Source organism: Brevundimonas sp. CEF1 (assembly GCF_051353055.1).
Taxonomy (GTDB): domain Bacteria; phylum Pseudomonadota; class Alphaproteobacteria; order Caulobacterales; family Caulobacteraceae; genus Brevundimonas.
The window spans coordinates 3,087,824-3,114,543 of the sequence record NZ_CP195593.1 but is presented as its reverse complement, the minus strand read 5'-3'; the positions used below and the strand labels follow the sequence as shown (position 1 = coordinate 3,114,543).

The 26,720-nt window shown below is 67.4% G+C and carries 33 protein-coding genes and 1 tRNA gene; 20 read left to right on the top strand and 14 right to left on the bottom strand.

Translation table 11 applies throughout. The features are described from left to right. The first annotated feature begins 13 nt into the window (after positions 1 to 13). From ACR9FL_RS15715 to ACR9FL_RS15705, 3 genes are read left to right on the top strand one after another with little or no spacing between them, the layout of a single operon-like run. Entirely contained in the window at positions 14 to 157 is a 144-nt protein-coding gene (locus tag ACR9FL_RS15715) for a hypothetical protein (RefSeq protein WP_436356291.1), read from the top strand. Positions 158 to 187: 30 nt separating this feature from the next. Then, the gene (locus ACR9FL_RS15710; protein ID WP_436356290.1) at positions 188 to 529 is read left to right on the top strand and encodes a RidA family protein; all 342 of its coding nucleotides are present in this window, start codon (positions 188 to 190) and stop codon (positions 527 to 529) included. Beyond that, positions 529 to 738, top strand: coding sequence for a hypothetical protein (locus tag ACR9FL_RS15705; RefSeq protein ID WP_436356289.1), 210 nt, complete (start codon positions 529 to 531; stop codon positions 736 to 738). The genes ACR9FL_RS15710 and ACR9FL_RS15705 overlap by 1 nt, the downstream gene beginning before the upstream one ends. Here the strand turns inward: ACR9FL_RS15705 and ACR9FL_RS15700 are convergent. The 3 genes from ACR9FL_RS15700 to dapE all read right to left on the bottom strand — a co-directional run bounded on the left by ACR9FL_RS15700 (position 735) and on the right by dapE (position 3,367). Further along, positions 735 to 1,640 carry a sigma-70 family RNA polymerase sigma factor gene (locus ACR9FL_RS15700; RefSeq protein ID WP_436356288.1) on the bottom strand — a complete coding sequence of 302 codons (906 nt, stop codon included), beginning with the start codon at positions 1,638 to 1,640 and terminating at the stop codon, positions 735 to 737. The two genes, ACR9FL_RS15705 and ACR9FL_RS15700, sit on opposite strands and share 4 nt — an antisense overlap. Beyond that, on the bottom strand, positions 1,627 to 2,094 hold the full coding sequence (locus ACR9FL_RS15695; RefSeq protein ID WP_436356287.1) for a carboxymuconolactone decarboxylase family protein: 468 nt from the start codon (positions 2,092 to 2,094) through the stop codon (positions 1,627 to 1,629). Before ACR9FL_RS15695 ends, ACR9FL_RS15700 begins: the two co-directional genes overlap by 14 nt. Before the next feature lie 79 nt (positions 2,095 to 2,173). After that, entirely contained in the window at positions 2,174 to 3,367 is a 1,194-nt protein-coding gene (gene dapE, locus ACR9FL_RS15690) for a succinyl-diaminopimelate desuccinylase (RefSeq protein ID WP_436356286.1), read from the bottom strand. 50 nt (positions 3,368 to 3,417) lie between these two features. On the opposite strand from dapE, the gene ACR9FL_RS15685 reads away from it, so the two are divergent. Together ACR9FL_RS15685 and ACR9FL_RS15680 are read left to right on the top strand one after the other, a co-directional pair. Next, a complete protein-coding gene (locus ACR9FL_RS15685; RefSeq protein WP_436356285.1) occupies positions 3,418 to 3,894 on the top strand; it encodes a cupin domain-containing protein in 477 nt (158 codons plus the stop codon). A gap of 47 nt (positions 3,895 to 3,941) precedes the next feature. Further along, positions 3,942 to 5,195 carry an MFS transporter gene (locus tag ACR9FL_RS15680; protein ID WP_436358170.1) on the top strand — a complete coding sequence of 418 codons (1,254 nt, stop codon included), beginning with the start codon at positions 3,942 to 3,944 and terminating at the stop codon, positions 5,193 to 5,195. Between the two features lie 40 nt (positions 5,196 to 5,235). Here ACR9FL_RS15680 and ACR9FL_RS15675 read toward each other — a convergent pair whose 3' ends face one another. Together ACR9FL_RS15675 and ACR9FL_RS15670 are read right to left on the bottom strand one after the other, a co-directional pair. After that, positions 5,236 to 5,541 (bottom strand): hypothetical protein, encoded by a 306-nt coding sequence (locus ACR9FL_RS15675; RefSeq protein WP_436356284.1) that lies wholly within the window; start codon positions 5,539 to 5,541, stop codon positions 5,236 to 5,238. A gap of 69 nt (positions 5,542 to 5,610) precedes the next feature. Further along, the gene (locus ACR9FL_RS15670) at positions 5,611 to 6,894 is read right to left on the bottom strand and encodes a hypothetical protein (RefSeq protein WP_436356283.1); all 1,284 of its coding nucleotides are present in this window, start codon (positions 6,892 to 6,894) and stop codon (positions 5,611 to 5,613) included. Between the two features lie 146 nt (positions 6,895 to 7,040). On the opposite strand from ACR9FL_RS15670, the gene ACR9FL_RS15665 reads away from it, so the two are divergent. Beyond that, positions 7,041 to 7,117, top strand: a tRNA-Arg gene (locus ACR9FL_RS15665). On the opposite strand, the gene ACR9FL_RS15660 is transcribed toward ACR9FL_RS15665, so the two are convergent. The 4 genes from ACR9FL_RS15660 to ACR9FL_RS15645 form a co-directional block, all read right to left on the bottom strand. Further along, a complete protein-coding gene (locus tag ACR9FL_RS15660) occupies positions 7,088 to 8,755 on the bottom strand; it encodes a recombinase family protein (RefSeq protein ID WP_436356282.1) in 1,668 nt (555 codons plus the stop codon). The two genes, ACR9FL_RS15665 and ACR9FL_RS15660, sit on opposite strands and share 30 nt — an antisense overlap. A gap of 12 nt (positions 8,756 to 8,767) precedes the next feature. After that, a complete protein-coding gene (locus tag ACR9FL_RS15655) occupies positions 8,768 to 8,971 on the bottom strand; it encodes a hypothetical protein (RefSeq protein WP_436356281.1) in 204 nt (67 codons plus the stop codon). Between the two features lie 275 nt (positions 8,972 to 9,246). Beyond that, on the bottom strand, positions 9,247 to 9,519 hold the full coding sequence (locus ACR9FL_RS15650) for an RNA polymerase sigma factor (RefSeq protein ID WP_436356280.1): 273 nt from the start codon (positions 9,517 to 9,519) through the stop codon (positions 9,247 to 9,249). Then, a complete protein-coding gene (locus ACR9FL_RS15645) occupies positions 9,516 to 9,989 on the bottom strand; it encodes a hypothetical protein (protein ID WP_436356279.1) in 474 nt (157 codons plus the stop codon). The genes ACR9FL_RS15650 and ACR9FL_RS15645 overlap by 4 nt, the downstream gene beginning before the upstream one ends. A 130-nt stretch (positions 9,990 to 10,119) precedes the next feature. On the opposite strand from ACR9FL_RS15645, the gene ACR9FL_RS15640 reads away from it, so the two are divergent. The 4 genes from ACR9FL_RS15640 (at position 10,120) to ACR9FL_RS15625 (ending at position 11,747) form a co-directional block, all read left to right on the top strand. Then, positions 10,120 to 10,356 carry a helix-turn-helix domain-containing protein gene (locus ACR9FL_RS15640; RefSeq protein WP_313519643.1) on the top strand — a complete coding sequence of 79 codons (237 nt, stop codon included), beginning with the start codon at positions 10,120 to 10,122 and terminating at the stop codon, positions 10,354 to 10,356. 109 nt (positions 10,357 to 10,465) lie between these two features. Continuing rightward, positions 10,466 to 10,747 (top strand): type II toxin-antitoxin system RelE/ParE family toxin, encoded by a 282-nt coding sequence (locus ACR9FL_RS15635; RefSeq protein ID WP_436356278.1) that lies wholly within the window; start codon positions 10,466 to 10,468, stop codon positions 10,745 to 10,747. A gap of 54 nt (positions 10,748 to 10,801) precedes the next feature. Beyond that, positions 10,802 to 11,122, top strand: a complete 321-nt coding sequence (locus tag ACR9FL_RS15630) for a HigA family addiction module antitoxin (protein ID WP_436356277.1) — start codon at positions 10,802 to 10,804, stop codon at positions 11,120 to 11,122. Between the two features lie 376 nt (positions 11,123 to 11,498). Then, the gene (locus ACR9FL_RS15625) at positions 11,499 to 11,747 is read left to right on the top strand and encodes a hypothetical protein (protein WP_436356276.1); all 249 of its coding nucleotides are present in this window, start codon (positions 11,499 to 11,501) and stop codon (positions 11,745 to 11,747) included. Positions 11,748 to 11,785: 38 nt separating this feature from the next. Here the strand turns inward: ACR9FL_RS15625 and ACR9FL_RS15620 are convergent, their stop codons facing one another. Beyond that, positions 11,786 to 13,192, bottom strand: coding sequence for a M23 family metallopeptidase (locus tag ACR9FL_RS15620; protein WP_233190243.1), 1,407 nt, complete (start codon positions 13,190 to 13,192; stop codon positions 11,786 to 11,788). A 281-nt stretch (positions 13,193 to 13,473) separates the two neighbouring features. On the opposite strand from ACR9FL_RS15620, the gene ACR9FL_RS15615 reads away from it, so the two are divergent. The 9 genes from ACR9FL_RS15615 (at position 13,474) to ACR9FL_RS15575 (ending at position 21,325) form a co-directional block, all read left to right on the top strand. Continuing rightward, positions 13,474 to 16,647 carry an intermembrane phospholipid transport protein YdbH family protein gene (locus ACR9FL_RS15615; protein ID WP_436356275.1) on the top strand — a complete coding sequence of 1,058 codons (3,174 nt, stop codon included), beginning with the start codon at positions 13,474 to 13,476 and terminating at the stop codon, positions 16,645 to 16,647. Positions 16,648 to 16,735: 88 nt separating this feature from the next. Then, positions 16,736 to 16,921, top strand: a complete 186-nt coding sequence (locus ACR9FL_RS15610; protein ID WP_436356274.1) for a YnbE family lipoprotein — start codon at positions 16,736 to 16,738, stop codon at positions 16,919 to 16,921. A 22-nt stretch (positions 16,922 to 16,943) separates the two neighbouring features. Then, entirely contained in the window at positions 16,944 to 17,303 is a 360-nt protein-coding gene (locus tag ACR9FL_RS15605) for a YdbL family protein (protein ID WP_105563743.1), read from the top strand. Positions 17,304 to 17,312: 9 nt separating this feature from the next. Next, positions 17,313 to 17,612, top strand: coding sequence for a hypothetical protein (locus ACR9FL_RS15600; protein ID WP_436356273.1), 300 nt, complete (start codon positions 17,313 to 17,315; stop codon positions 17,610 to 17,612). Between the two features lie 17 nt (positions 17,613 to 17,629). Then, positions 17,630 to 18,085 (top strand): COG3650 family protein, encoded by a 456-nt coding sequence (locus ACR9FL_RS15595; protein WP_436356272.1) that lies wholly within the window; start codon positions 17,630 to 17,632, stop codon positions 18,083 to 18,085. A 93-nt stretch (positions 18,086 to 18,178) separates the two neighbouring features. Then, positions 18,179 to 19,312 (top strand): acyltransferase family protein, encoded by a 1,134-nt coding sequence (locus ACR9FL_RS15590; protein WP_436356271.1) that lies wholly within the window; start codon positions 18,179 to 18,181, stop codon positions 19,310 to 19,312. Positions 19,313 to 19,346: 34 nt separating this feature from the next. Continuing rightward, positions 19,347 to 19,877 (top strand): CHAP domain-containing protein, encoded by a 531-nt coding sequence (locus tag ACR9FL_RS15585; RefSeq protein ID WP_105563740.1) that lies wholly within the window; start codon positions 19,347 to 19,349, stop codon positions 19,875 to 19,877. A 54-nt stretch (positions 19,878 to 19,931) separates the two neighbouring features. After that, the gene (locus ACR9FL_RS15580; protein WP_436356270.1) at positions 19,932 to 20,777 is read left to right on the top strand and encodes a tryptophan 2,3-dioxygenase; all 846 of its coding nucleotides are present in this window, start codon (positions 19,932 to 19,934) and stop codon (positions 20,775 to 20,777) included. A gap of 62 nt (positions 20,778 to 20,839) precedes the next feature. Further along, on the top strand, positions 20,840 to 21,325 hold the full coding sequence (locus ACR9FL_RS15575; protein WP_436356269.1) for a PA2169 family four-helix-bundle protein: 486 nt from the start codon (positions 20,840 to 20,842) through the stop codon (positions 21,323 to 21,325). Positions 21,326 to 21,490: 165 nt separating this feature from the next. Here the strand turns inward: ACR9FL_RS15575 and rplS are convergent, their stop codons facing one another. From rplS to ACR9FL_RS15555, 4 genes are all read right to left on the bottom strand, one after another. Next, the gene (rplS, locus tag ACR9FL_RS15570) at positions 21,491 to 21,913 is read right to left on the bottom strand and encodes a 50S ribosomal protein L19 (RefSeq protein WP_296175221.1); all 423 of its coding nucleotides are present in this window, start codon (positions 21,911 to 21,913) and stop codon (positions 21,491 to 21,493) included. Position 21,914: 1 nt separating this feature from the next. Further along, the gene (trmD, locus tag ACR9FL_RS15565; RefSeq protein ID WP_436356268.1) at positions 21,915 to 22,667 is read right to left on the bottom strand and encodes a tRNA (guanosine(37)-N1)-methyltransferase TrmD; all 753 of its coding nucleotides are present in this window, start codon (positions 22,665 to 22,667) and stop codon (positions 21,915 to 21,917) included. Positions 22,668 to 22,855: 188 nt separating this feature from the next. Beyond that, positions 22,856 to 24,694: a DUF885 domain-containing protein gene (locus ACR9FL_RS15560; protein ID WP_436356267.1), complete on the bottom strand. Its 1,839-nt coding sequence runs from the start codon at positions 24,692 to 24,694 to the stop codon at positions 22,856 to 22,858. Between the two features lie 83 nt (positions 24,695 to 24,777). Then, on the bottom strand, positions 24,778 to 26,442 hold the full coding sequence (locus ACR9FL_RS15555; protein ID WP_436356266.1) for a thiamine pyrophosphate-binding protein: 1,665 nt from the start codon (positions 26,440 to 26,442) through the stop codon (positions 24,778 to 24,780). A 99-nt stretch (positions 26,443 to 26,541) separates the two neighbouring features. Between ACR9FL_RS15555 and ACR9FL_RS15550 the strand changes: the two genes are divergently transcribed. Beyond that, positions 26,542 to 26,679: an entericidin A/B family lipoprotein gene (locus ACR9FL_RS15550; RefSeq protein ID WP_436356265.1), complete on the top strand. Its 138-nt coding sequence runs from the start codon at positions 26,542 to 26,544 to the stop codon at positions 26,677 to 26,679. Positions 26,680 to 26,720: the final 41 nt, after the last annotated feature.

Here is a 26,720-nt window from a genome sequence, read left to right as displayed (position 1 = left end):
GAGAGGTCCGCCGATGTCGCGCCTGCCGATCAATCTGCCGTCCGCCGCGCCGCTGCGTCCCGCGCGCAGTCGTGTGCGCGACGCGGTCTTCTTCTGCATCTCCTTTGCGGCGGTCTTCCTCGCCGCCCTGCTGGCGATGGACCTGCTGCTGGGGTAAGCCGGAGGTCCGATTTCAGGAGGCCTCCCCATGATCACCCGCATCCAGCCCGGCGCCCGCATGAGCGAGGCTGTCATCCATGGCAACACCGTCTATCTGGCTGGTCAGGTCGGCGAGCCGGGCGACGACGTCACGGCCCAGACCAAGACCACCCTGGCCGAGATCGACGCCCTGTTGGCCGAGGCCGGCACCGACAAGTCCAAGATCCTGATGGCCACCATCTGGCTGGCCGACATCGCCGACTTCGGCGCCATGAACGCCGTCTGGGACGCCTGGGTCGATCAGGCCAATCCGCCCGCCCGCGCCACCAGCGAAGGCAAGCTGGCCTCGCCCGACTATCTGGTCGAGATCATCGTCGTGGCGGCGCTCTGATGGCGCTCGACAAGGCCAGCGAACTGGAGCGGTTCAAGGCGACCCGCGTCACCGCCCTCTACCGCCTCGACCTGATCGAGAAGGGGGCGCAGATCACCTACGACGACGGCACGCCTGTCGACATGAAGTCGGAGGCCCAGCGGCTCAAGGATCAGGTCGCCGACATGGACCGCCGTATCGCCCGTCTGGAAGCGGCGGGCGAAGCCTAGTTCGCCGCCTCGCGGCCGGACAGGTCCAGCAGGGCGGCGACGCGCGCCAGCTTGTCCGGGTTGCGGGTGATGAAGATGTCGACGATGCGCCCGTCCTCGATGGCCAGGGCCGTCGTCTGCAACACCCGACCGCGTTCCAGGCTGACATAGCCGGGCAGGCCGTCGATCCACATGGGCCGGATCATCTCATAGGCCTCCGCGCCATATTTGCGGTTCAGTCCGGCGAACAGGCGCAGCAGCTTGCGGGCGCCGTGGATCGGGTTGTGGAAGGCGATCACCTTGCCGCCGCCGTCGGCTCTCAGGGTCGCGCCTTCGGCCAGAAGCGCGCCCAGGGCCGTCAGATCGCCGGAGCGCGAGGCGTCAAAGAAGGCGCGGGCGATCCGTTCGCCCTCCTCGGGTGCGACGGCGTAGCGGGGGCGCGCCTCCTGCACATGGCGGCGGGCGCGGCTGGCCAACTGTCGTACCGAGGCCGGATCGCGCTCCAGCGTCGCCGCCACCTCGTCGAAGCCGACCTCGAACACGTCGTGCAGCAGGAAGGCGGCGCGCTCCAGCGGCGACAGACGCTCCATGGCCGTCATCAGCGACAGGGTCAGGTCGTCGGCGAAGGTCTCGGCGTCCGCCTCCGGGCCGGTGATCAGGGGTTCGGGCAGCCACGATCCGACATAGGTCTCGCGTCGGGCGCGGGCCGATTTCAGCAGGTCCAGCGCCAGCCGCGTCGTGGTCCGCGTCAGCCAGGCGGCGGGCTCGCGGATCTCGGCGGGATCGACCCGGCTCCACCGGAGCCAGGCCTCCTGCACCACGTCCTCGGCCTCGGCCAGAGAGCCCAGCATGCGGCAGGCGAGGCGCGCCAGCCGGGGCCGGTGCGCCTCGAAGACGTCGGTGGCGGAGTCAGGCCGCGACACGCGCCGGTTCCGCCGGATGGGCTAGACGGAAGCCGACCGCCAGCCGGTTCCACACATTGATCGCCCTGATGGCGAAGGTCAGGTTGACCTGTTCGCTCTCGCTGAACTCGGCCTTCAGGGCTTCATAGTCGGCGTCCGGGGCCTGGGTCTGTTCGATCCGGGTCAGGGCCTCGGCCCAGCTCAGGGCGGCGCGCTCGCGCGGGGTGTAGAGCGAGGACTCGCGCCAGGCGGCCAGCAGATGCAGCCGCACCTCGCTCTCGCCGGCCTTGCGGGCGTCGGCCGTGTGCATATGCAGGCAGAAGGCGCAGCCGTTGATCTGCGAGACGCGGGTCTTCAGCAGCTCCAGCAGGCTGTGCTCCAGACCGCTGGCGCCGATGGTCTGCTCCAGCTTGATCATGGCCTGATAGGCGTCGGGGGCGGCCTTGAAGGGGCTGGTGGCGATGCGCGGGGTCATGTCATTTCTCCTCGGCGCCTGATTGCGCGTCGCCCCCATGACGAGACAGGTCGCCCGCATGTGACATGGCCCGTCGAATTTAAGTTTCCAGCCGCTCGAACACTGTGGCGATGACGGCCTGGTAGGCGTCGGTCAGGGCGCGCAGTTCGGCCTCGGGCACGCGCTCGTCGATCTGGTGCATGGTCTGGCCGACCAGACCCAGCTCCAGCACCGGGCACAGCGAGCGGATGAAGCGGGCGTCCGAGGTGCCGCCGGTGGTCGAGGCTTCGGGGCGGCGGCCCAGCGTCGCCTCGACCGCGTCCTGAACCGCCGTGACGAAGACGCCGGGTTCGGTCAGGAAGGCCTCGCCCGAGCACATGTGCTCCAGCTCGATGCGCAGGCCGGTCTCGGCCTGGACCAGACCCGCCTCGCGGTTCAGCCAGTCGATCAGGCCGTCGCCGGTATGGGTCGGGTTGAAGCGGATGTTGAGCCGCGCCTTCGCCTCGGCCGGGATGATGTTGGTCGCCGGGTTGCCCACGTCGATGGTGGTGATTTCCAGGTTCGAGGGCGGGAACTCCGGGTAGCCGTCGTCCAGCACGTGGGCGTCCAGACGGGCCAGCAATTTCGCCACGACCGGCGCAGGATTGGCGGCGCGGTCGGGATAGGCGACGTGGCCCTGTTTGCCGTGGACGGTGATCCAGGTGTTCAGCGAACCGCGCCGTCCGACCTTGATCATGTCGCCGAGGTGGTGGGCCGAGGACGGCTCACCGACCACGCAGGCGTCGATGACCTCGCCCTCGGCGGCCAGGGCCTCGACCACCCGCTTGGTGCCGTGCAGGGCCGGGCCTTCCTCGTCGCCGGTGATCAGGAAGGAGAGGGAGCCGGGCACGTCGCCTTCGGAAAGGATGCGCGAGACGGCGGCGACCCAGGCGGCGATGCCGCCCTTCATGTCCACGGCGCCGCGTCCATAGAGGATGCCGTCGCGGGTCTCGCCCTCAAAGGGTGCGGCAGTCCAGGCGGCGACGTCGCCGGTCGGCACCACGTCGGTGTGGCCCGCAAAGCAGAGGTTGGGCGAGGCCGTGCCGCGCCGGGCGTAGAGGTTCTCGATGCGGGCGTCGTGGCCGACCCCGGTCGGCCCCTCGAACACCATGCGGCGGCAGGTGAAGCCGAGGCCGGTCAGGGCGCGCTCCAGCACGTCCATCGCCCCCTCGTCGGCGGGGGTGACGGAGGGAATGCGGATCAGGTCGCGGGTCAGTTCGACAGGATCAATGACGGAATGTGATGCGGCGCTCATGGGCTCTATGCTTTAGGCATATCCCGCACCCGCGAGAAGGCCCGAAAACCGTGCCCAAGATCGACATCGAGCAAGCGCCGACCGGGCATGGCACCGGCTATCCCGAGGATTTCGCCGCGCCGTGCAAGGCGCGCCGCCGCTGGCGGCTGGGCGATGCGGTCAGCCTGGACCAGTTTGGGGTCAATCTGTTGCGTCTACCCGCCGGGGCCTGGTCCAGCCAGCGTCACTGGCACAGCGCCGAGGACGAGTTCGTCTGGGTGGTCGAGGGCGAGGTGGTCCTGATTGAGGACGACGGCGAGACGCGGCTGGTCGCGGGCGACTGCGCCGGTTTCAAGGCGGGCGTGCCGAACGGCCACAAGATCGAGAACCGCAGCGAGCGAGAGGCGGTGCTTCTGGAGGTCGGTTCGCGCCGCCCGACCGAGGACGCCTGCGACTACCCCGACATCGACATGATCCTTCCCAAGGGCGCCGATCGCTACTTCCATCGCGACGGAACCCCCTATCCGAAGACGCCCCGAAGAACGTGACCACAGACAGTATCGACACCGCCCCGACGGTTCCGCCCCAACCGCCCTTGCCGCCCGAGTCTCATGACGGCGGCCCGTCCAGCCCGTGGGCCATTCGCGATTTTCGCCTGTTGTGGGTCGGACGCGTGGCGGCGGTTCTGGGCATCCAGATCCAGTCCTCGGCCCTGTTGTGGCAGGTCTATGAGATCGCTCGGCGCGACCATCCGATCGCCGAGGCCAGCCTCTATCTGGGGCTGGTGGGCCTGTGCCAGTTCCTGCCGCTGCTGGCCTTCACCCTGCCCGCCGGGGCCATGGCCGACCGGCGCGACCGCAAGCACACGGTGACCCTGTCGATCGTGGTCGAGAGCCTGTGCGCCTTGGCCTTCCTGGCCATGGCGCTACATGGATCGCCGCCGCTGTGGGGGCTGCTGGCCGTGGCCGCCGTCTTCGGCGCGGCCCGCGCCTTCCTCGCCCCGGCCAGCCAGGCCTTCCTGCCCATGGTGGTGGGGCGCAAGGCCCTGCCGCCCGCCATCGCTGCCCAGTCCATCGCCTTCCAGACCGGAGCTATTGCGGGGCCAGCCCTCGGTGGCGTCATCGTCGGCTTTGCGGTCCCCTGGGCCTATGCCTCGGCCATGGCGCTGTTCTTCGTGGCCATCGCCTGCTTCCTGCTGATCCGCACCAAGGGCAAGCCGCAGTTCGTCGAGACCGGCGTCGGCCCGCTGGAACTGGTCAAGGAGGGGCTATCCTACGTCTGGAAGACCAAGATCGTACTCGGCGCCATCTCGCTGGATCTGGTCGTGGTGCTGCTGGCGGGCGTGGCCCTGCTGACGCCGATCTTTGCGCGCGACATTCTGCACGTCGGACCGCAGGGCTTTGGCCTGCTGCGGGCCTCGTTCGGGGTCGGGGCGCTGCTGGTGGCGCTTTATCTGAGCCGCTTCCCCATCGTGAAGCATGGCGGTCGCTGGATGTTTGCGGCGGTGGCGGTGTTCGGCCTGTCCACCCTGACGTTCGGCCTGTCGCACTGGGTCTGGCTCAGCGCCCTGGCCCTCTTCATCGGCGGCGGGGCGGACATGATCAGCGTCAACATCCGCCAGACCCTGATCCAACTGGCCACGCCCGATCACATGCGCGGGCGGGTGTCGTCGGTGTCCATGCTGTTCATCGGCGCCTCGAACGAGCTGGGCGAGGCCTATTCGGGCGTCATGGTGCGGCTGCTGGGGCCGGTCGGGGCGGCGGTGTTCGGCGGCGTCGGCGCCCTGGCCGCCACCGGCATCTGGGCCAAGGTCTTCCCCGGCCTGAGGAAGGCGAACAAGCTGACCTGACGGTCGGCCCTTCTCTGGCGGGAGAAGGGCCGCTGCCCCATCAGTTCTTGGCGGGGACCCGAGTGTCCGTGGTCGGATCGACAGCGCCGGGGCGGCCTTCGGCGGCGGCCTGGGCCTGATTGTCTTCCAGCTTGTCGGCGACCTTGCCGGCGCCATCCTCGACGGCCTGAGCCGCCTTCATGGCGCCGGACTCGACCACCTCGCCGGTCTGGGCGGCGACGTCGGCCGCCTTGTCGCCGGCGGCTTCGGCATTGGCCTCGGCCTTGTTCTGCTCGGCCTGGGTGCAGGCGGCGGCGCCGAGCGCCAGGACCGAAGCGGCGGCGATCGTCAGGATACGGATGCGCATGGGATGTCCCCCTTCTTGCGTTGAACCTTGGCGGTAAACGCAATCGACCGAAGGGGGTTGCTTCGGTCCCTAGTCCAGATCGACCGGAAGCGTCTGGCTGGCCAGCAGCCGCTCGGTGGTGGCCCAATGATCCGGCCCCTGACCCTCGACCCAGGCCTGCACCATGTCGCGGCCCAGACCGTAGTTGATCACGTAGCTGCGGTAGGTCTCGATGAAGCTCAGCCGCTGGTTCGCCCGGTCGCGCGCCACCAGACTATATTTCTGCAATTGGTCCAGCGCCGTTTCGCGGTCGATGCGCCCGGCCAGATAGGCGTCGGCCACGGTGTACTCGGCCCGCCCCAGTTCGCGCGTCAGCGCCAGAAGCTGCGTCTGCGCCTCGGCGGTCGCCGGGTCCAGCCCGGCCAGCGGATAGAGGACCCGCTTCTCGAAATCGGTGCGCTCATGGCCGGGGAAGGCCAGGTCGATGCCGTAGTTGGCGCTGCCCTCGGCGATAAAGGACATAGGGCTGAACAGGGGATAGACGCTCATCTCGACCCAGCCCTTTTGTTCCACAAAGGTCTGTTCCAGCAGGGCGTTATAGACGTGGTGGCCGGGATAGCCCTCGTGACAGCCCAGATCGACGGCGCGGTCGATATAGATGGGCAGGTCGGTGTTGACCTGGATCAGGCTGAAGGCGGAGCCCTTGTACCAGTTGTAGCCCGACCACGGCTTGTTGTTGACGAACTCCAGCGTGAAGGTCTCGTTGGCGGGCAGGGGCATGTGCCGCTCGGTGCGCGCCTTGCACTCGGCAATCGCGGCCCGCATCACCGGCTCCAGCTTATCCTTGGGAATGACGTAGCGGGCGCGAAACGCCGCCACCCGGTCGGCCAGCGGCCCCTCGCCGGGGATCAGGGCGTCGATGCGCGCCAGCACGGGATCATAGGACGACAGCGGACGCAGTTCCGGCCGCACGCCGAACAGGGCCTCGGCCTCGTCGGCGAAGCTCATCTTCTCGCCGCCCAGCATCCGCAGACGCGCCGAGGCCGCCGAAACATGGGCCGACAGATAGGCGCGGCGTTGCAGGCTTTCGGCGTCCAGACCAGCGGTCGGCAGGGCGTCCAGTCGCCGGGTTAGGGCGGTCGCGCCCTCGGCCAACTGGGGCAGGGCGCGCGGTTGGGCCTTGGCCGTCTCGGCCCATTCGGCTGGGCCGTAATAGGCGTCGACATAGCCCGGCTCGCGCTCGCCGATTTCCAGCGTCAGGGCGACATAGTCGCGCGCCACAGCGTCCAGGCTGTCCGTCGCCGGTTTCGGCGTGGCGGCGCAGGCGGCCAGAAGGGCGGCGGCCGTCAGGGCCGCGATGTTGGAAACGCGCATGGAAACTCCCTCTCTCCGACCGCGAGGCTAGGCCTTCGCAGCTCTTGAGCCAAGCCGCGCCCAAGAAGGCGTCCCGTCGAGATTCAGGGATTGAGGCCGCCCGGCCCATGCTGTAAGCACCGCCGTCCGGCTTTAGAGCCGCAGACGCACCCGTAGCTCAGCTGGATAGAGTGCTGCCCTCCGAAGGCAGAGGTCACAGGTTCGAATCCTGTCGGGTGCGCCACTTCGGTTTAAAACCGAGAACTCCGCCAGCGGCGGCGTAACTCCCACCATCGCCAGACGCTAAGGCCCGTAGAAGCGCGGTTCGCGAGCCGATGATGCGCGCCTCAGTCTTGCTGATGACCTCGACCCGCTGCGTGAGAGCGCGCAGGTGATCCCGCCGATAGCCGCTGGTGCGATCCCTCAGCTTTCGTCGCGCGGCGGTGGCGAATCGCGTCAGGGCGTCGGGTGTGATCGTCGGCGCCAACCGCTCGACTGATGCACTGATCCGCTCGGCGTCAGCCCGAGCCTGATCGCGAACGCCGGAAAGTTCGGCGACGCGATCTTTCAGCGAGGCGTCATCTGGAGCCAGCAACCCGTTCTCGATGGCCTCATAGAGCCGATTGAGCTTGGCCTCGGCCTCCGTGGCCCGCTTGCGCATCTCGGCGATGTGACCGCGCCTCTGGTCGGCCCATTCTTCCCGCCGATCCAGCAACTGTTCCATCAGCGCGGCGAGACGGTCCGGATCGAGCAGCCGGGTTTCCAGGTGGTCGATGATGGCGTCATCCAGCTTGTGCATGGGAACGGCGAGGCCCTGGCAAGCCGTTTCGCCCTGCCGGGCCTTCGTTGAACACGCGTAATAGCGATACTGGCCGCCCGCTTGTCCCTTCCCGGTCCTCAGCGTCATCGCGCCGCCGCAGAATCCACAGAAGCAGATGCCCGTGAGAAGGTTCGGGCCGCTGGAGGCCTGCGGAGCCATCCATTTGGGGTTCCGGGACGAAAGGCGCGCCCGCACGGCCTCGTAGTCGGCTCTGGAGACGATAGGCGGCACGGCCATGATGGCGTGTTCAGATTCCGGCTTCGGAGTCCGCGTCTGGTGATCGCGGGTGTTGAACCGGTGCTCGCCCATGTAGGTGGAGCGCGTCAGAATCTGATGCACGGCGCCCACGCCCCAGCGTCCGCCGTCGCGGGTCCGGATGTTCTGCTCGTTCAGCCGCGTGGCGATGGTTTTCAGCCCCATCGGTCCTTGAGAGCCGTCACCGGTCAGCGCCCAGCGATAGATGGTGCGGACCGTCTCGGCCTGAAGCGGGTCGATCTCCAGCGCCTTCTTGATCTTGGACCCGCGCTGCTCGGCTGCGACGATGCGGTAACCGATGGGCGGGCGGGCGCCATTCCAGAAGCCTTGGCGGGCGTTCTCCTTCATGGCCCGCAGGGTGTGCTTGGCGTTCTCGCGGGATTGGTACTCGTCGAAGAGCGTCATGATCTGGCGCATCATCACGCTCATGGGGTCGTCGCCCAGCTCCTGGGTGATGGAGACCAACCGCACCCCGTTCTTCGCCAGCTTCCGGACGTAGAACTCGAACTGGAACTGATCGCGGAAGAACCGCGAGAAGCTGTGCACGACGATCACGTCGAACGCGGGCGGCTTGGTCAACGCGGCCTCGATCATCGACTGGAAGGACGGGCGACGATCGTCGGTGGCGGTGTTGCCCGGCTCAACGTACTCTGCCGTCGCCTCCCACCCCTTGGTTTCGCAGTAGGCCTCCAGCTGGCGGCGCTGGTCGGGGATCGAGAGATCGTTGACGGCCTGCCGACCGGTCGAAACCCTGAGATAGAGGGCGGCTCGGGTCTGAACGCCCGGGGTACTGGTCTTATCGCTCATGTCCCGCTCCTTTCAGAGGCGCGGGCCCAGAACCTCGTCGAGCACCTCGCCAAGCCACGCCTCCACCGCCAGAAGCTCGGCCGGGGTGATTGGGAGATCATCGGGCCAGGTGTCGGTGATGCGGACGGCCGATTGTATCTCGACTCGCTGCGCTGGCGGAGTCCGGCGCCGGTGCGCCTCCGGTTCTGATGACGGCTGGACATACATGCCCGCCAAGCTGTTCGCTCAAGTACGACGCGCATATTCGTAACCTCTCCCTCGCAAATCTCTGGCCGACGCTTTCTCGCAAAGCGGATCGATTCATCGATCCACGCCAAGCCCTCAGCGGCGGAGGCCGACCGGGTCAACGCCTGCGGCGCCAGCCGCAGCCCGCAGGGCGCGAAGCGGCGTTGAAGCGGGCGGACGGCGCTGCTCCCCACTCCAAGAATGAGGGTCGATAAGGCCAAGCTTGTCAGACAATGCTGGCGCAAAGCCTATCCTGCCCTAGACCCTCATTTGCGTTCAGAAGGCTCGCAACCGCCCGCCTCATCGACGGCTCGGCCCAAGCGAACGAGCGCCTCCGCCAGGCGCGCCTCGACCGCCTGCTGGTCGATACCCAGATGCTCGGCGATCTGCTCAAGGGTGAGTTCGGCGAAGCGATGGAGGAGGAAGACGTCGCGGCAGTCGCCCGGCAGTCGGCGGATCGCTCGGACGAGTACCCGGCGCTGGCGATCTTCGGAGGTCTCCCGCCCACGCCGCCACAGCCGTGATGGCCAGAGCCTCACGAGGTCGTCTCGCTCTCCACCCCGACAGCGGCTTCCACGGCGCTGAGAAGGTCGCAGATGGCTTGATCGATAGCGTCGGGCGGTAGCGGCAGTTCCGGATTGCACATACCGGAGCGCAGGGCGCCGGAGGCGTAGAGCGGTCCGAGCACAGCAGCGAGTTCGGCGATGCCGTCTGAGATGCCTTGAAACCCCAGCATCCGGACGCACCGCAGCGCCTTGGTCAGATCGTGACCCAGGTAGGCGCGGTTCCAATCATCGGAGAGCCCGCGATGGAGCAGGTAGGCTTTGAGGCCGAGTTCGATGGCGATGGCTGAGTGGTAGGCTGATCGGATGCCGACACGGTCATCATCGGTCCAGGCCATCGCATGGAAAGCGCGCGCGTTATGGGCGAAGGCGATAGTCAGGCGATGGTCCGGAGCGCATCGCCTCCGCTTCCGCAGTCGGAACGACATGTGCTGGTGATCAGGCACGCGCGACTCCTCCGAGGCGGCGAAGAGGTACCAGTCGGACTGTGTCCACTGGCGTTTCGGCACAAGGTGCGCGAAGATGATCACACCGACCCGACAAAGTCAACACGGTGTACTCACATAGGAGCACATTGTGCCGACTATTACGCCTCTGCAGGTCAAGCTGGCCAGAACCGCCGTGGGGTTGGGAGTGAGAGAACTCGCCGAGGCGGCGGACGTCGCCCCCTCCACGATCCAACGTTTTGAATCCGGGCGAGGGGACATGCAGTCCCGCACATTGGACAAGGTGCAGAGGTGCCTTGAAGCCTCGGGGGTGATCTTCATTCCGGCTGATTCAACTGGCGGGCCCGGCGTCCGACTGAAAGCCTGACTCCAAAATCCGGCCAAGCCGAGCCCTTCAATATGTAGCGAATCGCGCTACAAACAGCTTGATTTATGTAGCGTAATGCGCTACAGGCTGCGCATGGAAGGCTACCGTCGTGATCCTCAGCTGGAAGGGCAAACAGGCCAAGGAGGTCTTTGAGGGCAACTGCCCCAAAGGTTTTCCGGCTGACCTCTTCAAGCGGGTGCGGCGCAGTCTTTTCCAGCTGGATGCGGCGACGCGGCTCGATGATCTCAAACATCCGCCGGGGAACCGCCTGCACCGCCTGCACGAAGACCGGGCGGGGCAGTGGTCGATCAGTGTGAACGACCAGTTCCGCATCTGCTTCCGATGGACCGATCAAGGTCCGGAGGATGTGGAGTTCGTAGATTACCACTGAGCGGGGACTTGGTGGAGCGGTCCGGGATCGGACCAGGAAGAGAGAAGTTCGCCGATGGGGATGCATGACTTCGCCAACTTCGCGGCGCCGGCGCCGCACCCTGGCGAACACCTGCGGGAAGACTACCTACCCGCCTACGGTCTCAGCGCCGGCGCTCTCGCCAAGGCCATGGGCCTGAAGGACCGAGCCCGTATCGAGCGTCTGGTACGTGAGAAGCAGTCGGTCACGGCCGATACGGCGCTGCGCCTGGCCAAGGTCTTCGGCACGTCGCCCCAGTACTGGATCAACCTCCAGACCACGCACGACCTGTCAAAGGCCGCAATCGAGGGGCGAGGCGAGCTAGAGCAGATCGAGCAGCTGCACGCGTCAGCCTAAGGCGCCGGACTCCGACCCTTCCGCCTCGCGCCAGGAACGGACATTAACGTTCGTCCAAAAATCGGACATCCAAGAACATTCGCCTATGCCGGCGCGACCACGTTCCTAGATCGCCGCGATTAGCGTAACACCGTGGGGGGGGGGCAGCCGGCTGAGCCATCGGACGAAGGTGACGTTCCGAGACGGTTTAGCGTGGGTTGTGCCAAAAGCTCGAGAATCGAATTGAACGCCGTAGAAATTGCTGAAGCCGTATCGGAACTCGCCCGCCAGCCATTTGACGCGGACGAATTCCCATACGCCCTTCTCCGGGCGTTCGGACGCAAGGACGTCGAGCTAAAGCGTCTTCGCAAGAACAACACGTCCGACGTGCCGGGCGGTGTCCTGCGGCGTGATCGTCAGCCTGATCCAGAACCTGGAGCCGGACGTCGAGATCGCCACGCTGGGCCTGGGCCTGGGCGACCTGGTCAAGTCACTGGGACTCTTGCTGACCCCGCTGGGGCCGGTTCTAGACAGCGTGATTCAGCCCCTGCTCGACCTGTTGGGCCTGAAACTGGGCGAGGCCGACGTGCGCGTACACGGCGTCCAGTGTCCGACCCAGGGCCGAACGCCGGTGCTGGTGGGATAAAGGCAGGGGCCAAGGCCCCATCCGTCAGTCTTGGGCCATCAGCCTTCGACGGAGCGCAGGCCCGAGGCCGAAGCCTGTTGCACCACCGGGCGACGCTGGCCGCCGGCGGCGATGATGCGGTCGATACGGCTCTTTTCGGCACGGAAGGCGGCCAGATCGGCCCCGGCCAGAACCGTGCCTTCCTGCGTCTTGATGCCGGACGGATTGATCCGTTGGCCGTTGCGCCAGATTTCATAGTGCAGGTGCGGACCGGTCGAGGCGCCGGTCGAGCCGACATAGGCCACGACCTGTCCCTGAGACACGCGTTGACCGGCGCGAATGCCCGAACCGTAACGCGACAGGTGGCCGTAGCCGCTTTCCAGACCGTTGGCGTGACGGATGCGCAGCCAGTTGCCATAGCCGCCCCAGCGACGGGCCTCGACCACCACACCGTCGGCGGGCGCCACGACGGGCGTGCCGGTGGTGGCGGCGAAGTCCATGCCCTGGTGCATCTTGCGATAGCCCGAGATGGGGTGGGTGCGGACGCCGAAGTTCGAGCTGACGCGGCGGAAGCTGGTCAGCGGCGTGCGCATCATGGCGGTGCGCGTGTTCTTGCCGGTGGCGTCGAAATATTCCGCCGTCTTCGCGCCGGGGCGCTGATAGCGGTAGAAGGCGTGCCCTTTGAGCTCGGCGTAGAGAAGGTCGCCGGTCTCTACGGTGCGGCCGGCCTCGGTCACCGAGCGATCGAAGACCAGGGTGAACTCGTCCGAGGCGCGCACGTCGCGCTGCATATCGAACTTGTGCGCAAACAGCTGGCTGGCGCGGCGGACGACTGCCGAGGTGGCGCCCAGTTCGCGAGCGCTGGCCGAGAGCGAGCGCTGGACCTTGTCATTGGCGACGACGGTTTCGTGCGTGACCTTTTCGTCAAGCGCACGCAGGCGCAAGGCGCCGTCGAAGCTGCGCGACACGGTCAATTGGCTGGCCGGGCCGGTGCGCATGGTCAGGCCAATCAGACGGGCGTCGCCCCGGCCGCCACGCGGCTTGGAGACGGCGGTCTCGAACTTCAGACCGGCGCGCATGTCCTTGAGGTCAAAGGCGCTGGCGATGGTCGCGGCGACGGCGCTGGCTTCTTCGGCGCCGATGCCCGTGCGACGCACGGCCTGCTCGAAGGTTTCACCGCGACGAATCTGGACCGGGATGGCCTCAGGGGCCGTCAAACCGGCCGGCGCGCCGGCGGCGGCGTAGGCCTGGGTCTCGAGATAGGCGATCTGTTCCGACGTCAGCGCCGGAACTTCCTCGGCGCGCACGGGTTCATAGGCTTGGCCCGCCACAAGGGCGATAGCCACAGCGGCAGCGGTCGTCAGGAGATGCGGCGCAAGCCGCATAGGCTGGCGGCGCGGATCGAACTGAGCCATCGGTCCCCGGCAATCGACGACGCCGTACTGGCGCCAAACCATTCGAATCATGGATCGCGCCCCGGCAGCCCCGAAAACGCGAAGCGAGCGATATAGCCCGTCCGTCTCATCTTGGGAAGCGCGCAGGTTACAATTGGTTAACTTGGCCGGATGAACGTCAAGTATTCCACCGCTTTTCCTGAATCATCGGCGGACAACCGCCCTTTTCTGGCCTTGCTTGACTGAACAGTGACTGCCGCGCCACGCATCAGTGTTCAAACAGCAACGCCTGTCTTTGCAGCACGATCTGTGGCGTTGTTACGCCTCCTTTCGCCGACGGACCGCCGAGCGCCTTGACCGACGAGACCCCCGCCCCAAAGCCCCGCCGCGCCGAGCGGTCTGTCGCCCGGACAGCGCTGATTGTGCTGCTGATCGGCCTGCTGTTGCTGGTCGTGCTGGCCGCCGCCCTCTATCTGAATCGACGCGCCGCCGCCCGCGAGCTTCTGGTCGGCTGGCTGGACCGCAAGGGCATCGACGCCAAGGTCGAGGTCGAGCAACTGGAGATCGACGGCTTCGTCGGCACGATCAGCATCGGCGATCCGCGCAATCCCGATTTCAAGGTCGAGCGGGTCGAAGTCGACTATGCCCTGGGCATGCCCTGGTCGAAGGCCGGTCTGGGCGTGACGCCCAGCCGCATCCGCCTGGTCCGTCCGCTGGCGCGCGCCAGTTGGAAGGACGGCAAGCTGTCGCTCGGCTCGCTGGACCCTCTGGTGGAAGAGTTCACGGCCAAGCCGCCTCGGCCTGACAGTCGCGCGCCCCTGATCATCGTCGAGGGCGGCCGCGCCCGCATCGACACCGAATATGGCCCGGTGCAGTTCCTGGCCGACGCCCGCATCGACGACAGCAAGCTGATGCGGCTAAACGCCCGCCTGCCCGCAGCCTCCTTGAAGAGCGGCGACACGCAAGCGCGCGGCCTGAACGCCGTCGTCGATCTGACCACCACCGGCGATCGCGTGGCGCTGAAGGTCGAGGCCGCCGCCGACAGCTTCAACGCAACGGGCGCAGGCGGGACCGCCGCCAAACTGACTCTGACCGGCGACCTGCCCTATCCCGACCTGAAGAAGCGTCGCGGCGACGGCCGGGCCGTCATCGCCGCCCACCTGACCGCCGACGCCTTGAACGCCGGCGGGATCGAAGGGCGCAAGGCCGAGGCGGCTCTGGATTTCGACGGTCAGACCCAGGGCTGGATCGAAGCCTTCCAGATCATCGGCAAGGGCCAGTCGCGGATCAGGGCGCACAGCCTGGCGGGCGAAGGCATGGACGTGCGCGGCGCCGACCTCGTCTTGAACCGGGCCGACGTCATGGTGAAACGCGGCGAGCGCGGGCTGGAGTGGCGCGTCGCCTCGCCCGCCGCCCTCCGGATGGACAACGGCTCGGCGGCAGGAACCCGACTGACCCAGGCCGTTCTGTCGTCCAACGGCCTGACCGCAGGAGGACGGGACGCGGCCTTTGAAGTGCAGGGGCCGCTGGCCCTGAGCGCGGAACGACTGGTCTCGGGCGATCTCAGCCTGGCCCAGGCCCGCGGGCGGCTGGATCTGGACCTGGTGCGTGACGGCGTCACCCAAATGACAGCGACCGGCGCGCTTTCGTCCGGCCGCGCCTCATGGCCCGGCCTGGGCGCACCGACCAGGGATGATCTGCCCGAGATGGCTGAGCTGAAGCGGGCGCTGGGCGCCTTCGCCCTCGACGCTCCCGGCGTAAGACTGGCCGCCGGCAGCGCCGGCACCGAGTTGACCCTGACCCGCCCGATCACCGCTCGGCCGACCAATGGCGGGCTGCTGACGCTCACCCCCGCCCGGACGCCTCTGTTCGCCGCCGAAGCGGGCCAGTCGGGCGGCGGGGCCCTGAACATCACCGCGCAGCGGGGCGGCGGCCTGCCCGAGGCGTCGATCGCCGTGCCGTCGTGGAGTCTGACGCCCGGCGGCTTCCGCGCCGTGCTGGACGGTCGGGCGGCGCTGGACTTCGGCCCGGCGCGCAACATCGCCCTGTCGACCAAGGGCGAGCTGGCGTCCAGCGGCGGACGACTGACCTATACGTCGAGCGACTGCATCCCCCTCAGCGTCGAAAAGCTGGAACTGGGCGAGAACGACGTGACCGACATCAACGGTCGCTTCTGTTCCGCCGATGGTCCGCTGATCACGGTGGCGAACGGAGCGTGGCGGGCGCTAGGAACCCTGGCCGATGTCAGCGCCACCGCCCCCTTCCTGGCCATGCGCTTCTCCGACGCCCAGGGTCGCCTCGTAGTGGACGGCAAGCCGGCCGGTCTGTCGATGACGGCCAGCGTGACGCGCGCCCAGGTCGCCGACACCACCGCCCCGCTGCGCTTCCTGCCGTTGACGGCGGTGGGCGAGGCCCGGCTGGCCAATGATGTGTGGAGCGGCGGCTTCGACCTCGCCCGCCTGGAATACGCCATCGGCCGCATCGACCTGCGCCATGACGGCAAGGCCGAAGCGGGCGGCGTAACCATCAGCGCACCCAACCTGGCCTTCAGCCAGTACGGCTTGCAGCCGGATGACCTCAGCCCCCTGGCCGCCGACTACCTGAAATCGCCGGTCGAAGGTTCGGCAGGCTTCGAAGGCCGCATCGACTGGTCGCCGACAACCGCGACCAGTTCGGGCGTCGTGACCATTCCCGAACTCGACTTCACCAGCCCGGCGGGCAAGGTGCAGGGGCTGAAGGGCCGCATCGAATTCACCAGCCTGACGCCGCTGATCACCGCCCCCGATCAGGTGCTGACGGTGGATCGCCTGGAAGCGGTGACGCCGCTGACCGATCTGGAACTGCGCTTCGCTCTGGACGAGAAATTCCTCAACCTGGCGGGCGGTCAGATTCAGGCGGCGGGCGGCCGCATCAGCATCGAGCCCTTCAATGTGCCGCTAACGCCGGGCGAGGCCTGGGGCGGGGTCATCGTGGTCGATCAGGTTCAACTGAACGAACTGATGAAGAGCGCCAACCTGCAGGACAAGGCGCAACTGGACTCCGTGGTGTCGGGCCGCCTTCCCTTCACCTACGCCCCCGACCTGGGCTGGCGCATCAGCGGCGGCGTCCTGAACGCGGTGCGGCCCGGTCGCCTGTCGATCCAGCCCGAAGTTTTCGATGAACTGGCCGCCGGCGAGGCCGCCGTTGACGGTCAGGCCCCGCTCCCGCCCAACACCATGCAGGACCTTGCCTATCAGGCCATGCAGGACCTGGCGATCAGCGACCTGAGCGCCGAGGTCAACAGCCTGGACAACGGGCGCCTGGGGGTTCGCTTCCATATCCACGGGCGTCACGATCCGCCCGAGCGCCAGCAACTGCGCCTGAGCTGGATCGAGGTGATCCGCCGCGACTTCCTCAAGAAGAAGCTGCCCCTGCCGTCCGACACGCCGATCGACCTGACGCTGGACACGACCTGGAACGCCAATCAGATCGTCTCGGACCTGATGGAATATGCGCGGCGCGGCGAAACGCCCAAAATCGAGCCTTGAGATACGGTCCCGCTTTGTTCAGAACCCATTCACCCGCGACGGCGTTAGATCGTCTCGACCTTAACCGCCGCCTTCGGAGACCGGCCCCATGATCAGCAAGCGTCAGATCGGCCTGCTCGGCCTCGCCGCTATCAGCGTCGCCGCGTGCACGCCGACGGTGAACATCAAATTCAGCGAGCCGCTGCAGATCAACGCCAAGCTGGACGCCGACATCCTCATCAAGCTCGACCAGGAGCTGCAAAACCTCCTGCGCGAAAATCCCAACCTGTTCTGACCGTTCAAGAAAGGGGCTGAACATGAACCATCGTAAACTCTTCATCGCTGTCGCCGCTGTGGCCGCCCTGGGCGTGGCCGCCGGCGCCGCTGTGGCCCAGACCGCCTCGCAAAAGGCCCTGGTTGATCAGGCCAAGGCCGCCGGCGCGGTCGGCGAGCAGGCTGACGGCTTCCTCGGCGTGCGCACTTCGGTTGCGCCCGACACCCAGGCCGCCGTCAGCGCCACCAACGCCGGCCGCCGTCAGGCCTATGCCCGCAGCGCCGCCGACGCCGGCACCACGGCCGAAGTGGCCGGCGCCCGGATGTTCGAAACCCAACTGATGCCGCGCATCAGCTCGGGACAGTGGTACAAGAACGCCTCGGGCCAGTGGGTCCAACGCTGATCTGAAACGATGAAAACACCCCGGGTCGAGGGTCGTGCAGGACGCTTCCTGCTCGCGCTCGGCCTGGCGGTCGTCATCGCGGCCGTCGCCACGCTTGGCCTGGCCGGATACTGGCGACTGATCGGCGGCGGCCCCATGTCCATCCACGGCTGGATCGCCATGGGGCTGGGCGTGCTGGGAACGGTCGGTCTGGCCTGGTTGCTGATGAGCCTGGCCTTCCGTTCGGATCGCGAAGGCTGGGACGATCAGGTCGACAACCGACTGGACCCCGGCCGGGAAGAAGCCGACAACGACGATCTCGACTATTGACCTTCCCGGAGCCCGCCATGCGTCTCGCCCTGCTGCTGTCCGCCGCCTCGGCCATGGCCGCCCTGACGGCCTGCTCGCAACCGGCGGCTGAAAAGGCGCCCGCCGCCCCGGCTGAGGCCCGCACCCTGGCTGGCGTCGATCTGGATCAACCGCTGCGCGTGCTGGGCACGGAGCCCTTCTGGGCTGTCGAGATCACGCCTGCCGGCCTGACCTATTCCGGTGTCGACCGCCCCGCGCAGAAGGCCGCCAACCCCGGCCCGGCACTGCAAGGCACCGTCGCCGTCTGGACCGCCGAAACCGAGGCCAAGACCCCTCTGGTCGTCACCCTGACGGCGACCGACTGCTCGGACGGCATGAGCGACCGCACCTATCCCCTGACCGCCAAGGTCGAGATCGGAGCCGAGAGCCTGACCGGCTGCGCCGCCGCCGTCGCGGCGATCGAGAAGGCGGGTGAAAGCGGCCGAGTCGAGTAGGCCGCCCCCGTCCACCCGGCTGGCGCCGGACTTGCTGCTGAACCGGCTGGCCGCTTAACGCTTCCCAAAGCGGTGCTATTTCATGGTGGCCGCATGACCCCGGTTCAGACGCCTGTCGATCTTCGTCCACTGACCGCCCTGCGGTTCATGGCGGCCCTGTGGGTCGTCTTCTACACCTTCTGGCCCAATCTGGACGTCGGCTTCCTGCCGAACCTGGCGGCCAAGGGCTATCTGGGCGTCGAGCTCTTCTTCGTCCTGTCGGGCTTCATTCTCAGCCACGTCTATCTGCACGCCTTCGCCGAGAAGCGGTTCTCCTATCGCGGCTTCCTGTGGGCGCGGATCGCGCGGGTCTATCCGCTGCACCTCTTCACCCTGCTGGGCGTCATGGCCCTGGGCCTGGCGGCGGTCGCCGTCGGCATGAGCATCGACGACAGCGTCCTGAGCTGGAAGACCCTGCCCGCCCACCTGCTGATGGTTCACGCCTGGGGTTTCGCCAGCGAAGCAGGCTGGAACCACCCCTCCTGGTCGATCTCGGCGGAATGGTTCGCCTATCTGGCCTTCCCGCTGTTCGCCCTGGCCGCCTGGCCGCTGAGGAAACGGCCGTGGATCGCGGCGGCAGGGGCGGCGGTCTTCCTGATGGGTCTCTATGCGGCCTTCGAGCGCCTGGCGGGCTTTCCCTTGACAGAAGCCACCTTCCGCTGGGGGGCGCTGCGCATCGTCCCCTGCTTTGCCTATGGTTGCGCCCTCTATCTGGTCTATCGCCGCGCCCCCCTGCCTCGCGCTGGAGCGCTGGCCCTGCTGGCCGCCGTCGTCATGATCGCCTCGGCCTCGGTCCTGGCCTGGGACGCCGTTACGGTTCTGGCCGCCGGTCTGCTGATCCTGGCCCTGGCCTCCATCCCCCACAGCCGCGCCGGATGGCTGGGGTCCAGGCCCGCCGTCTACCTCGGTGAGATCAGCTACTCGGTCTATATGGTCTGCGCCCCGTGGCAGATTCTGGCGGTCAATCTCGCCGCCCGGGCGACCGGGGCTGAGGACAAGCGACTTCACGTTCTCGTGTGGTTGGGGATCATTCTGGGCCTGATCATTACTGCCGCCGCCACCTATCACCTGATCGAACGCCCGGCCCGAAAGGCCCTGCGCGGGATGGCCCACCGGCGACGGGCGCCTGTGGATCAGACGGCGAAACAGTCGGAAACGGTTCTTCAACCTTCGGACACTATCGTCTAAGGCTTGGTCCGCGTTTTAGTCGGGAGCACGCCAGATGATGAAACGGCTCACAGCCGCCGCGGTTGCGGCGACCCTTGGGTTCTTTGCAATCGGTCCTGCGCCGGCCAAGGCTGACGACCCCTACTGGCAATGCGTGACCTTCGCCCGCATGTTCTCGGGCATCAATATCTTCGGCGACGCCTGGACCTGGTGGCGTCAGGCGGTCGATAAGTTCCGCACCGGCCGCGCCCCGGAAACCGGGTCGGTGCTGGTCTTCCAGCCCAACGGCCGTATGGACAAGGGTCACGTCGCCGTCGTTTCCGACATCCTGACCGACCGCGTCATCCGCGTCACCCACGCCAACTGGGGCGGCAGCCGCGGCAAGGTCGAGGAGAACGTCACCGTGGTCGACGTCTCGTCCGCCGGCGACTGGAGCCGGGTCAAGGTCTGGTACAACCCGATCAACGCCCTGGGCACCACCGTCTATCCCACCTACGGCTTTGTCTACAAAGGCGCGCGCGACGCCTTCGACAACGGTCGCCAGATGGCCGCCAGCGCCGCCGCCGAGCCGCGCGCCGCCAACTGATTTTCCGTCGCCTCCGGGCTGGCCCTTGCGGCCTGATCCGGCGATAGGTGGCGGATGACCGACGCAAAGAATGACATTCGCGGCCACTCGATCGAGACCGCCAAGCACGAGCCGGCCGGCATCACCTATGCCGGCTATCTGTCGCTCGACGACCTGCTGAGCGCCCAGCACCCGCGCTCGGACCAGCATGACGAGATGCTGTTCGTCATCATCCATCAGACCAAGGAACTGTGGCTCAAGCAGATCCTGCACGAGATGGCGCTGGCCCAGAGCCTGATCCGCGCGGGCGATCTGGTCCCCGCCTACAAGAGCCTGGCCCGCGTCAGCCGCATCCAGGCCGTGATGACCCAGAGCTGGGACATCCTGGCCACCATGACCCCGTCCGACTATCTGAAGTTCCGGGGCGACCTAGGCGCCAGCTCGGGCTTCCAGAGCGACCAGTTCCGTCGCCTGGAGACCATGCTGGGCCTCAAGGACCCGCGCTTCCTGCGTTTCCACGTCGAACGGCCCGAGGCCCATGCGGCCCTAGTCGCAGCCTTGGAGGCCCCCAGCCTCTACGACGACGCCCTGCGCCAATTGTCGCTGGCCGGCCTGCCCGTCCCCGCCGAGGTGCTGAACCGCGACGTCAGCCAGACCTATGAACCGTCCGAGGGCGTCGAGGCCGCCTGGCTGGAGGTCTATCGCGACACCGAGCGCTGGTGGCCGCTGTATCAACTGGCCGAGAAGCTGGTCGATCTGGACGACGCCCTGCTGACCTGGCGCCACAAGCACGTAGTGACGGTCGAACGCATCATCGGCCGTCGTCAGGGCACGGGCGGCACCGATGGCGTCGGCTATCTGGTCGAGACCCTGAAGCGCCGCTGCTTCCCCGAGTTGTGGTCCCTGCGCACCAAGCTGTAGGCGAGATCGGCAACCTTCGCCGGGGGCATGGGTTTTACCTGCGTCAGCCATGGAGGTTTCTGGTGAGCAGCCCCAACAGTCATGACATCAAGGTTCTGAACGGCCTGGCCGAGGGCCTGATCGACAGCGCCGACGGCTATGCCGAGGCGGCGGCCGAGACATCGGACCCGCGCTATCGCGACCTGTTCCTGCGCCGCAGCGAGGAACGACGCCGCGTCGGGGCTGACCTGCAGGCGGCGGTCCGCGGCATGGGCGGCCATCCCGAGGACGAGGGCTCTATCCTGGCCAAGGCCCAGCGCGCCTTCATGGACATCAAGCACGCCCTGATGCGCGACGAAGCCTCGGTCGTCGGCTCGGTCGAGAGCGGCGAGGCCCACCTGCAGGCCCGCTTCGACCGCGCCCTGTCCGACGAGGCCCTGTCGGCCACCACCCGCGAAACCATCCGCCGCGCCCACGCCGCCGTCCGCGCCGGCCATGAGGAAATGCACGTCCTGCGCCGCAGCCTTGAAGGCCAGCACGACGCGGATAATCCGCTGTATCCGCAGTAGGCGCGCTCAAGCAGCGCTCAAGCAGCGCTCGACCGCGATAGCGCCAAGAAAAATGCCGCTCAAGCAGCGCGCCGCCGCTGCGGCGCGCGTTAGCGCCCTAAAATGACAAAGGCCCCGGCGTTTCCGCCGGGGCCTCGATCTTTTCAGCGCAGAGCCGAAGCTGGATTAAGCTTCGTCGCCCTTGTCGGCCGAACCGGTGACCGGAACGGTCGCGCCCTTGGCCGGACGAACCGTCTGGCGCTCGGCGATACGGGCCGACTTACCGCGACGGTCGCGCAGGTAGTAGAGCTTGGCGCGACGGACGACGCCGCGACGCTTCACTTCGATGGAGTCGACGTTCGGCGACAGGATCGGGAAGCGACGCTCCACGCCTTCACCGAAGGAAATCTTGCGGACCGTGAAGGTCTCGTTGATGCCGCCGCCGTCACGGGCGATGCAGACGCCTTCGAACGCCTGGATGCGTTCGCGCTCGCCTTCCTTGATGCGCACGTTGACGCGCAGGGTGTCGCCCGGTTGGAAATCGGGGATGGTCTTGCCTTCGAGCAGGCGGGCTTTTTCTTCGGCAGCGAGTTGCTGGACGATGTTCATTCTATTCTCCTCGGGCTTTTGCGCCCTTTACCTTTGATTTGGCGGAGCCAGGCTCCGCAGCCGTCTTTGCAAGATGCGCCGCCCAGAGGTCCGGGCGCCGTTCCTGCGTTGTCAATTCCCGCTGCGCCTCTCGCCATTGCGCGATCTTCTTGTGATCGCCCGACAGCAGCACCTCGGGAATGTCGTGCCCCTCGAACGTCCGCGGTCGCGTGTAGTGCGGGTGTTCCAGAAGACCGTCCTCGAAGCTTTCGGACGACAGGCTTTCAGCCGCGCCGAGAACACCGGGAACCAGTCGTACGCACGCCTCGATCGCCACCATGGCCGCCGCCTCGCCACCGGCCAGGACTGCGTTTCCGACGGAGATCTCCTCGAACCCTCGGGCGTCGAGCACCCGCTGGTCCACCCCCTCGAAACGACCGCAAAGCACGACGATTCCGTCGGCCTTGGCCCATTCCTTCACTCGCGCCTGCGTCAGGGGTCGACCGCGTGCGCTCATGTACAAAAGCGGCCGAGGCGGGCCTTCCAGACTATCCAAAGCCCGGGCCACCACGTCCGCTTTCAGCACCTGACCGGGACCGCCACCCGCGGGGGTGTCGTCCAGGAAGCCGCGCTTATCTTCGGAAAACGCCCGAATGTCCAGCGTCTGCAGATCCCACAGCCCCTTCTCGCGCCAGGCGGTGCCGATCAGCGACACGCCGAGCGGACCGGGAAAGGCCTCGGGGAACATGGTCAGGACGGTGGCGGTAAAGGGCATGGCGGCGGCTCATACACCAGAAAGTCGGAAAAATCCGCGTCCGACTTCAATCCTCCCTTGTCGCGCAGCGACGGGGGAGGGGGACCGCGCAGCGGTGGAGGGGGCAAGCTTCAAGCGCGCCGCCTGCCCTCGCCCCCTCCACCATGCTGCGCATGGTCCCCCTCCCCCGCTTCGCAGGGGAGGATAGGTTAGTTCGGCGCCCCGCCCCCGGCCGCGATCCAGGCGTCGACCTGATCGGCCAGCACGTCCAGCGGCACCGAGCCAGAGCCTAGGACCACCGCGTGGAAATCCTTGATGTCGAAACGGTCGCCCAGGGTCGCCTCGGCCTTATGGCGCAGTTCCTCGATCTTCAGCTCACCGATCTTGTAGCTGGTCGCCTGACCGGGGTTGGTGATGTAGCGCTCGACCTCCTTGCCGATGTCGCGTTCCGACAGCAGCGAGTTCTGGCGGAAGTAGTCCATCGCCTGTTCGCGGCTCCAGCGCTTGGCGTGCAGGCCGGTGTCGGTCACCAGACGCACCGCGCGCCACAGCTCGGTCGAGAGGCGGCCGAAGTCGGAATAGGGGTCCTGATAGAAGCCCATCTCCTTGCCCAGCCGCTCGGCGTACAGGCCCCAGCCCTCGGCATAGGCGCCATAGCCGCCGAAGCGACGGAAGCGCGGCAGGCCCTCGATCTCCTGGGCATAGGCGATCTGGAAGTGATGGCCCGGCGCGCCCTCGTGATAGCTGATGCCCTCGATCTGGGGCTTCAGCACCTGGGTCATGTCCGACAGGTTGACGTAGTAGATGCCGGGACGCGAGCCGTCCGGCGCCGGCGAGTTGTAGAAGGCGATGGAGGCCGTGGCCTCGCGGAAGGGCTCAACCGCCCTCACCTCCAGCGCCGCCTTGGGCAGGGTCGAGAACCACTGGGGCGCCACCGCCATGACCTGGGCGATGAACGCCCGCGCGTCGGTCAGATACTGCTCTTTGCCCTCCGCCGTGTTCGGATACTGGAAGCGCGGATCGGTCTTCAGGAAGGTGAAGAAGTCCTGCAGCGAACCGCTGAAGCCAACCTTGGCCTTGATGACCTCCATGTCGCGCTGGATGCGGGCCACCTCGTCCAGACCGATCTGGTGGATCTGGTCGGCGGTCAGGTCCGTCGTGGTCGAGAGCTGCAGGCGGGCGTTGTAATAGGCCTCGCCGTTCGGCAGCCGCCAGACGCCCGCGTCGCTGTCGGCCAGCGGCTGGACCTCGGCCAGGGCCGTCAGGACGGCGTCGAAGCCCTGCTTGTAGGGGCCGGTCAGGGCGGCGCGGGCCGAGGCCAGCAGTCGGTCCTTGGTCGCCTGATCGGCGTCTAGCGCGGCGACCTTCTTCTGGAAGTCGGCCCAGACCGGGTTGTCGGAGCCAGTATCGAAGGGCGCGCCGGCGATGACCGCGCGGGTGTTCTCGATCGAGGGCGCAAACACGAAGCGCGGCGAGACCACGCCTTCGGCGGCGCGCGCCTTCAGCGTCGTCGCCACCTGCCCCATGTAGCGCTCGGCCTCAGTGATGCGCGAGACATAGGCCTCGGCGTCCGAGACGCTGCTGATGCGGTGATTGTTGATCAGGAAGACCGGCAGGCTGGTGGTCGGGTTGCCGTTGGCGGCGAACTGGAAGTTCCAGTCGCGCCACTGGTTCGACAGACGCGCCTGCTGCACGCCGTATTCGAACAGCCGCCAGGACATCTTGCTTTGAGCGTTGAGCTTCGACGGATCGAACTCGGCCTTCATGTGGGCCAGTTGCGCCTCCTGCAGGGCCAGCGAGCGGGCTGCGGCGGCGTCGGAAACGTCGTCCAACTTGTCGTAGTCGGTCTTGATGCCCAGCGACGTCATCTGCTGCGGGCTGAGCGCGATCCGCGCCTGGAAAGCCTGCTCGAAGAAGGCGTCGAGGCGGGCGTCCTCGCTTTGCGCCTGCGGCGAGGCGGCGACAGGCGCGGCGGTCTGGGCCATGACGGCGGGCGCGGCGGCGCACAGCGCCAGAACGGCGACGGACGAGATCAGAAAACGACGCATAGAGACCCCCCTCGGAACTGCGAGGCGGCACTGTTCCCCCTGACGGCGTCGGGCGCAAGCCGCCTGACGCCGCAGGAGAGGCGTCAGGCCCCGCGCAGGTCGGTGATGGTGCGGCCCGGCGCGATCTGCTCGGCGTCGGTGATCAGGTGGATCAGCGCCGGACGACCGCCCGCCGCCGCTTCGCGCGCCGCCGCCAGGGCCGCCGGGAAGCCCCCGGTCGTCTCGCAACGCACGGCGAAAGCGTCGAAGGCCTCGGCGTATTTGACGAAATCGGGGTTCTTCAGCTCGGTGGCGATGACGCGGGCGGGGTATTCCCGTTCCTGGTGCATACGGATGGTGCCAAACGTGCCGTTGTCCACGACCACCACGATGACGCCCAGGCCGTACTGGGCGGCGGTGGCCATTTCATTGGCGCTCATCATGAAGTCGCCGTCGCCGGCGATGCAGACGACCTCGCGCGACGGATCAACCACCTTGGCCCCCAGCGCCGCCGGATAGCCATAGCCCATGGCGCCCGAGGTCGGGGCCAGTTGGGTGCGACGGGCCTGATGGCGATGGAAGCGGTGCAGCCAGGCGGCGAAGTTCCCGGCGCCATTGGTCAGGATGGCGTCTTCCGGCAGGGCCTGCGCCAGATGGGCGACGACCTCGCTCATGTTCACGGCGCTGTTGACCGTGATGGGCGAGGAGAAGGCGATGAAGTCGGCGTGGGCGGCGGCGCCCTGATCGCTCCAGACGCGGCCCGGATCGATGGCCGGCAGGGCCAGGGCCGCCAGCGAGTTGTCAGACGCCGCCGACAGGCTCGGCGCCCAGACGCGACCCAGTTCCTCAGCCCCCGGATGGATGTGGATCAGGGTCTCGGCGGTCTTGCTGCGGTCCAGCAGGGTGTAGCCCTGGGTCGGGTTCTCGCCCATGCGGGCGCCGATCACCAGCAGCAGGTCAGCGGCCTTGACCCGCGCCACCAGCTTGGGGTTGGGGCCAAGTCCGAGGTCGCCCGCATAACCGGGATGGTCGTTGCGGATCAGGTCCTTGCGACGGAACGACAGGGCCAGCGGCAGACCAAGGCGTTCGGCCCAGGCGGAAATCGCGTCGGTGGCGGCGTCGGTCCAGCCCGAACCGCCGAGAATCAGCATGGGGCGTTCTGCGCGCGACAGGCGTTCGCGCACCTGCTCGACAAAGGCCGGGTCCAGCGCGGCCTTGGCGGCGACGACGGGGCGCACCGGGGCAGGGCCGCCGGCGTCATGGAGGATGTTCTCGGGCAGCGCCACGACCACCGGGCCCATGCGGCCCTGCAGGGCCGTGGCGAAGGCGCGCTCGACCACCTCGACGGTGCGCTCGGGGCTTTCGATCTCGGTCGCCCACTTGGCCAGGCCGCCAAAGACCTCGCGGTAGTCGACCTCCTGGAAGGCGCCGCGGCCCCGGTCGGTCAGGGCGATCTGGCCGACGAACAGGATCATCGGCGTGGAGTCCTGATGCGCCGTATGCACGCCGATCGACGCGTGGGTCGCCCCCGGTCCGCGCGTAACCATGCAGACGCCCGGCTTGCCGGTCAGCTTGCCATAGGCCTCGGCCATGTTGGCGGCGCCGGCCTCGTGGCGGCAGACGATGACCTCGATCCGGTCGCGCACATCGGCCAGGGCGTCGAGCACGGCGAGATAGCTCTCGCCCGGCACACAGAAGACTTTGTCGACCCCGTTCATCACGAGGGTGTCGACCAGACGGCGGGCGGCGGTGTCGGGAGCTTGCGTCATGGTTTCGCCGTTAGCAGATTGAAGGATGAATTGGCCATGCAACCTTGTGGCCAAGCTTCACGTTGAAGCGCTCAATCGCCTTTTCTCGGGGAAATCTCCATGCGCAAGCTCATCGCCCTCGGCGTCATCGCCGCCGCCCTGACCACCGCCGCCTGCAACACCGTCGCCGGCGTAGGCCGCGATCTGGAAGCCGCGGGCCAGGCCGTGACCTCCAGCTCCAACTCGGCCCGCAACTAAGGGCCGCGCCGTCGGCGGGTTTGCGATCGTTTGCGATCCCG